The following is a 6,892-nucleotide window of genomic DNA, read 5'->3' as shown; positions in this document are numbered from 1 at the left end:
GGCAACGACACACCCGGCAAAGGCCCGGCACCGTCACACCCCGATTCCGAAACCCCACCACCCCAGGGGACTTACCCCCCTCGGTGGGTTCCGCAATTGATGAACCGTGAAGCCGTAGCTCTCGAGAGGTTGAAACACCGCCGGTGCTCCTGCAATGGGCAGCGTTATGAACACGACCACCTCGGAGCCGGTGTTACCTTCGGCATACGTGCCGGTCATGTAAGGGTTCAGGTCATTCTCCAGAGAAGGTTCGGAAGGGTACGTACCGATGTAGATCGGAATTTCGCTCCCGGCCCCCGGCGCAGCGCCACGGCAGACCACCGGCTGGGTCATGCTGTTGCCGAGCATGCGTCCCCTTTTCACGGGCAGAGGGCCGTTCGTTGTGCAGACCGCATTAACCCAGTCATTCATGGTTCCCTTCAGGCGCTTCAGTGTCGTGGGTGACGATTCGGGTGACGACGACGAACAGCTCGCCAATATTGCAATGGCGAAGATGGCCACCAGGCTAAGCGCCTTGTTCACAGGTACCGCCTCCTCGTGCTTGTCGGGAGGCGTCAGCACCTGACCAAGACCATCGGCGTCTCGACTAGGTGCGGCTCAGCCGTCCTGCCGCACACATTGCTCTTGCACCCAACCGACCTGCAGAGGACTTTGGCCTTCCCGCAGCACGCCGTTGTGCTCAAATTGGCGCGGGGGATTGACTCACCCCCGCATCGACGGTGTGCTCCGCTGCATGAATGGCTGTTGGATCGTCCGGCTGCCGCCCTACGACGCCCAGATGCGTAAGGATGGCTGGCTGCGGACATGCCCAGCCACCCTGGCCGCGCCCACTCCCCGGCCGCCGGCCGCCAGCACTTGCGAGAGCGGCAACCGCGGAGAAAATCGCTCCGAGGAACCGAAGGTCGTATCTGGTCCTTCGGGTTCGGGGCATATCAGCAGCGCCCGATCACGGAGGCCGGAGCCCGCATGCCTCCAGCTGGCGACAGCAGAAGTACGCACGTATCTCAGATGGCAGAGTGGGCACCCATGGAACTTTGGCCACTGCTGACCGAGGATCTGTTGACCGGCGTGTACTCGGTGCGACGCCAATTGCGTCCCAGAATCAGGGCGGTCGTGGTCCGAGCTGACTCGGTTCAAGATTTCCGAGATGTAATCAACACGCTTTGCACCCGATGGGGCGGTGGGTTTTCACCGCTGGTCCCGCTCGATCCAGATGCCGCCGAGCTAGATGATCGGGTCGCAACGGTGTTGCTCAGCAGCAATATCGACGGGCTGGAGTGTCGCACGCTCCTTCCAAATGAGCTTGAGCGGCGCTACTCGGACCGATGGGCCGACGCTGCTCGATGGCTGTTGCGCCAGGTCGCTTATTTAAAGGATCGGCCCCGAGTTCAAACATGTCGTGGCGTAGCAGTGAGCAGTGCGTGGTATCCGGCTTATGTAGCGCTGTTCGGTGACGTACCCGATGTTCCGGACCAACAGCAAAACAGGCGGGAGGGCCTCCGGGACGACTTAGTGTTTGGCGATCTAGTGGACATCAGATCAGTAGACGGAGAACCCTCGCTACAAGACCTAATCTCCAGAATCCTCGATCTGCAATGGATCTCGGCAGTTGAATTGACGGCAGTTCGGCTGCCCATCCGGGTCATCGGCGGATACAACAAAGGATTGCCATCCACATCTAGATTCAGCTGGGGACAGTCATCCGCACTGGCCCGGTATGGCCCCAACGTTCTTATCGTTTACGGGCCCGACAGCACTCGGGACCTGACTCTACTTTGGAACCTGCGGGCGCGCTTCGCCCATCCCAATGCGCTTCCGCTCGCTATACCCCTGACCGATTCCACCCACGAAGACATCGTCGCGCTCGATCAGACACCCCAGGTGCAGCACTTCTTCGGCTTCGGTCACAACCTTGGTGTTACGTCGTTCTCACTGTCGCGAGGCGAGTTGCAAAAGCTCTGCGAAGGAACGGGATTCGAGGCCGTTGACCCATGGGATGTAGTCGGCGAAGTGTACGGTTGCTGCGTCGCTTCAACGGAAATGGCACAGTTTGCGGACGGAATAGCGAAGGTGCCCAGCTTCTCGCCGACAGACATCGAAACGCTCGGACAAGACTTCTTGGGAAGTAGCGAAGCCACCTGGCTGACACTTACCGCCATCGTATCGGAGAAGCGTCTACCTCCAAGCCCCACCATGAGGCGAACCCAGTGGCAGGAACCCGGGTATCTCCACGGCAAGATTGTTCACGTCGGGGAACTCGACAAGTTCGCAACCCTCCGACAACCAGCAGGACTGGAAGTACTCAGGGCGCTGGCACTCGATCACTCCTTGCAGGCACGAATAAGCACCCCGGGCAAGGCCGCCGAAAACCTCATACGCGCAGCTGAAGCCGATCTCTCGATGTTTGCGTACCCGGGCGTGACTGAATTGCTCGAACAGCTAGTCAGGCGAGGCCACGCGAGTTTAGTGAAGCGCCGCCTCAACCAGTTTCTCGAAGGCAGCGACGTCATCGCCGGATCTGAGAAGTACGAAGTCTTGATGTCGCGGTTGGATGAGGCTTTGGGTGCGCCCGACGTTGACGAAATCGATCACATCAACTTCAACAAGATCCGCGAAATTCTGGGACTTAACGTCAAGGCGCTCAACGCCAAGCAGACAGCAGTATGGATTGACTGGGCGGTGCGCCGTCGCCTGATCCTCCGAGGCGTACGAGCCACATGTCGGAACTGCAAGCACATTCAATGGCGGCCGCTGGGAGATGTGGTACCTGAGTTGCAGTGTCACGGCTGTGGCCTTCCGATCGACCCCCCCTTCGGCTCGCAGAAGATCGACTATCAATACCGCGCGAGCGAGATCCTGCTCAGGGCGGTCGAGCATGATGTGCTCCCGAGTGTGCTGGCGATCCGGCACATCAGCCGAATTCTGGATCAGGATGCCGTGTTCGGCGCGTACCCTGGCGTTGAGCTGCTCGAACTCGGTGCGGCGGACGTGGTCGCCGAACTCGACGTGGTCATCCTTCTCTCCAACGGACAATGGATTGTCGGGGAGTGCAAAGCCAGACAGCGCGGCCTCAACGACTCTGAGCTGCAAAAGCTCTGGACGGCAGCCGACCGCATCGAGGCTACGGCAACCTTCGCCGCCACGCTAGATGCCGGATCTGCATGCGCCGACTTATGGCGCGAGACTACCGGCCCTAACGGAAGACCGCATTTCGCATTGACCGCTGGACATTTATACGACCTTCCTGCCTATCCCACCGCATATGGGAACGACCTCTTCGGGTGGAGAGATGGCCTGGTCCAGCTAGCGCCTGACGCTCAGATGACCCAGGAAGAGTTCGTACGCAACGCATTCGGCGATTACCTGTTGCGTAGAACGGATGATCCCGGCAAGCGCGATCGTGCGCCTTGGGACATCGACCAGTCGTAACTCACTGCGGCCTTCCGGTGTCTCAAAATAGAGCACATTTGCGACACGCATCAATCCCGTCGAGGCGGCGGATGATTCCGCAGGTGGCGATGTCGCAGAAGTTCGTCTCAAAACCATGTGTCTCGTTACGGCCCTTAAGCACTAGCGAGACGCCTGCAGAGATCAACTGGTAGTGAGGTCGCCGCAACGGCATGGCTCGGCCAACGCCCATATATGCCATTCGCAGCTACCCCGTTTTCGCTCTGGCACGGTATCCCGCTTGGGTTGATGAATTTTGAGATTGACATCCCCCTCGATAGCCCCCCGGCAGTTTCGAATCGCCCTCTGCGGCGAAGGTCGTGGCCTCGTCAGACAAGCCGGCGACCGGCTTGCGGTCGTAATGGCAGCATTGGCGATAGTCGGCATCGCCGCGCCCCACCTGGCCGCACGGCTCGGCAATCGCCTTGCCTGGGCCGCGCCGTCGGCCGTCAGTCGCGGACTATGCACAGGGAGTCTTGTCGGTCGCGCCGTCGAAGAGGACTTCGGCCCAGGTGCCTCCGATTTGGGAGCGGAAGATACGCCTGACGGTGCCGACCGCCGAATTCGTGGTGGTCGTGCGCCAGCGTTCCCCGACCACCACCCTGTCACCGACCGTGCAGTAAGCGTCATTCGTCACGTTCTCCTCGTTCGACAGTGTATGAACCGATACGGGAGTCCCGGGAACGACGCGCTTATTAGCCCGGCATGAGACCTGCTGCGGCGGTTGATAATTCACGTTATGCACAAGTATTGCAAACATGAAAGGGAGGAGTCACCGTCCTGCTGTGAACAACGTCGGATCGGCCAGGACCACGCCTGGCGGGACATCACCAACCCGAGTAGCTACCAACGGCGTCGCCCACGCCGCTCCTTGATCGCCGCACTCGCTGGCCAACGCGGTTTGGGTCCCGACGCCTCGAAATGTGCCGTCGGGTTGAGGATCCCATGACCACGACAGTGTCGAATTCGCGGTGGGGCAATGACCGGGCGGCTGGAGGGTAGGCGATTGCCGCCAATGGCCGTCGACGAAACGAAGAACCCATTCAGCCCCTATGGACTTTTGGTGGTCAACAGCATCCAGCGTCACGCCGGTGGCTACGCATCCCTCCGCTGTACACAAGGAATGGAACGCCAACCAAACAGTCTTGTTTTTTGGAGGGTTGGTAATTGTTTGACCGTTCACCGTCTGGTTAACGAAATCGATGGTCATGCGATAGGTGCCGTCAAGGGTAGGCCCTGTAACCGTTGGGTTCGGCTTGTTTGGCGTCACGGTCATGGGGTTATCCACGGGAACGCTGGGTGGCACATCACCCGTCCGTCTCGCAATCCCCAACACTTGCATCACCCGTCCTTGGTCGCCGCAGTCCGGGGTCAGAATGGTCGCGGTCTCGACAACTCGCAGGGCACCGTCTGGTTCGGGTTCCATTGACCACGAAAGGCTTTGGGTGTCAGCGGATGCGCCGACCGTCCCGTCTGTGCCGAGGCACCGCTCGTGCCGCACTTGGAACTGTTGAGGCGTGGTCTGCCAATTGCTGCCAATAAAGTTGGCTTCGACGGTGCGCCCATCTGCTGACATCGCGGCGTGGTTATTTTCGTCCAACATGCGGCCTGTCGCGACGCACCCCGTTGGGCGACACGCTGAGCGGAACACGTACCAAGCGTCGGTGGCGTCATTGCTAGGGCGCGGGTCCGGCGCTCCGTTAATCGTCTCCTTTGCGAAATCGAACGTGAAGTGGTAAGCGCCGTCGAGCACAGCGATGGGTAAAGCTGTGGGCGAGGTGCCCGGCATCGAGTGCTTGTGGTTTAAACCCAGCCCGATCACCGCGCCGGACGTCGCAGTAGCGACACAAATAACTATCGCGGCCCAACGGACCACCGAACGCCACGACCGCTTATCGGCAACCGGCTCCTCTTCAGCCTCGGCATACGCCAACGGCGTAGCGTCAGAAGCTGGCTTTCCCGGCAAGATACCCGTATCGGCGGATGCAAGAACTGAACCGGTCTCTTCAGGAGCCGCGCCCGTGTCGGTGTCCGACAACGGAGAAAGTTCGGTGTCGTCTGTCGACATTGAAGGTCTGGCGGCCGAGGAGCCGACCGCGTCATCGTCAATATTCACCACAGCCTCCAATCCATCGGAACAACCGATCAGATCTAACAACGATCCTGAGCGGCGCGCAGCGCGTCGGAGATCACGTCCTTGGAGTGGTCTACCCCTGCGTCGGGACGGCAGCGAAGCTGTTGAACGGTTGGCCCATGTAAGTCCACTGAACGCCGTTGGAGGTTGAAGCCGCCGAGATTATCGGGGCGCGCGAGTAGGCAGACGGATGGGCGTTTACTGAAGGCGCACGCCGAGGCGACGCGGGGTGGACAGCACGATTCGCCGTCACCACTGAAGTCGACATCGCGTTCGTGGGGACCGCGTTAGTCGCCTTTGAGCACACGAAGGTGCTGCGGCTTCTCGGTCAGGTCTGGGTATCGTCCGAGGGCCGCATCCTCGATATTGCTGTGGACGCAGCCGAAGCTCTACCCGATGATTCGATGCGTGACCGCTGGAGAAGACGAGCGACGCGGTCCCCCCTCGGCGAAACCGAGCTGTCCAACATCGCGCAGCTACTCAAGGTCCAGCAAGAAAGCCAGGTCAAATTGGTCCGCGACGCCCTGCCTACGTTTACCGGCCTCGCTGAGATGCTCAAGGCAGAAGACGAGAAGCGGGCCAAGCTCATCCGAGACGCCATCCCCACCTTCACCGCCCTCGGTGACATCCTCAAGAACCAGCAGGACGAATGGGCGAAGTCCATCCGCAAAGCGACCGATGTGTCTGCTCTTGCCGACGTCCTGAAGGTTCAGCAAGAAGAGCAGGCCAAGATGATTCGCGACGCCGTGCCCGGTCTACGTGGAATCGCCGACATCCTCAAAGACCATCAGGCTCAGTGGACGAAGGTGGTACGCGATCCCATGCCTTCTTTCACAGCTCTCGCCGAGCGCCTCAAGACCCAGCAAGCCCATTGGGCCAAGGTGATCCGCGAAGCCACGTCCGGTCGCACCGGGATCGGCGACATCCTCAAGAAGCAACAGGGCTCTGTGTCTAGAACCGATAACGTCGCCGATGACGACCACGAGACAGTCACGGACTCGGATGGCAACGCGGACACGGATCGCGAGGAGGAACCCGGAACTGGCGACGGGGCTCGATGACGATGGGTTGTTGCGACTGCGGCACCTTATGGGCCACTAGTTGGCATCCAGGTCCTACCGAGTGTGGCGTTGTCTTGAAAACCTGTCTGAACACCCGGTGTCGGACGGGACTATGAGACAAGGGGCGGGTCGGTAGTGGCGATTATCGGATACGCATCGAATCGACCAGCGACCAGAACCCGTAGCTGCAACTCGACGCACTTGAGGCAGCCGGTGCGACACGCACCTTCACTGACCACGTGTCAGCGGC

The 6,892-nt window shown here is 60.3% G+C and carries 5 protein-coding genes; 2 read left to right on the top strand and 3 right to left on the bottom strand.

Annotation, left to right across the window (positions count from 1 at the left end):
- Positions 1-33: 33 nt before the first annotated feature.
- Positions 34-561, bottom strand: coding sequence for a hypothetical protein (locus BST44_RS29685; RefSeq protein ID WP_142274622.1), 528 nt, complete (start codon positions 559-561; stop codon positions 34-36).
- Positions 562-1,026: 465 nt separating this feature from the next.
- Here BST44_RS29685 and BST44_RS29680 point away from each other — a divergent pair, with 465 nt between their 5' ends.
- Positions 1,027-3,429: a hypothetical protein gene (locus BST44_RS29680; RefSeq protein WP_142274621.1), complete on the top strand. Its 2,403-nt coding sequence runs from the start codon at positions 1,027-1,029 to the stop codon at positions 3,427-3,429.
- Positions 3,430-3,907: 478 nt separating this feature from the next.
- Here the strand turns inward: BST44_RS29680 and BST44_RS30165 are convergent, their stop codons facing one another.
- The gene (locus BST44_RS30165) at positions 3,908-4,084 is read right to left on the bottom strand and encodes a hypothetical protein (RefSeq protein ID WP_158086670.1); all 177 of its coding nucleotides are present in this window, start codon (positions 4,082-4,084) and stop codon (positions 3,908-3,910) included.
- A 135-nt stretch (positions 4,085-4,219) separates the two neighbouring features.
- A complete protein-coding gene (locus BST44_RS29675; protein ID WP_142274620.1) occupies positions 4,220-5,605 on the bottom strand; it encodes an Rv2253/PknI dimerization domain-containing protein in 1,386 nt (461 codons plus the stop codon).
- A gap of 251 nt (positions 5,606-5,856) precedes the next feature.
- Here BST44_RS29675 and BST44_RS21310 point away from each other — a divergent pair, with 251 nt between their 5' ends.
- A complete protein-coding gene (locus BST44_RS21310; protein ID WP_083179077.1) occupies positions 5,857-6,642 on the top strand; it encodes a hypothetical protein in 786 nt (261 codons plus the stop codon).
- Positions 6,643-6,892: the final 250 nt, after the last annotated feature.

It is taken from the genome of Mycobacterium scrofulaceum (genome assembly GCF_002086735.1).
Lineage (GTDB): Bacteria > Actinomycetota > Actinomycetes > Mycobacteriales > Mycobacteriaceae > Mycobacterium > Mycobacterium scrofulaceum.
This window is presented reverse-complemented; position numbering and strand designations above follow the sequence as displayed.

What these genes read in the sequence shown, in the direction of transcription:
- BST44_RS29680 (WP_142274621.1), top strand. Translation starts at nt 1,027, where the DNA reads ATGGAACTTTGGCCACTGCTGACCGAGGATCTGTTGACCGGCGTGTAC.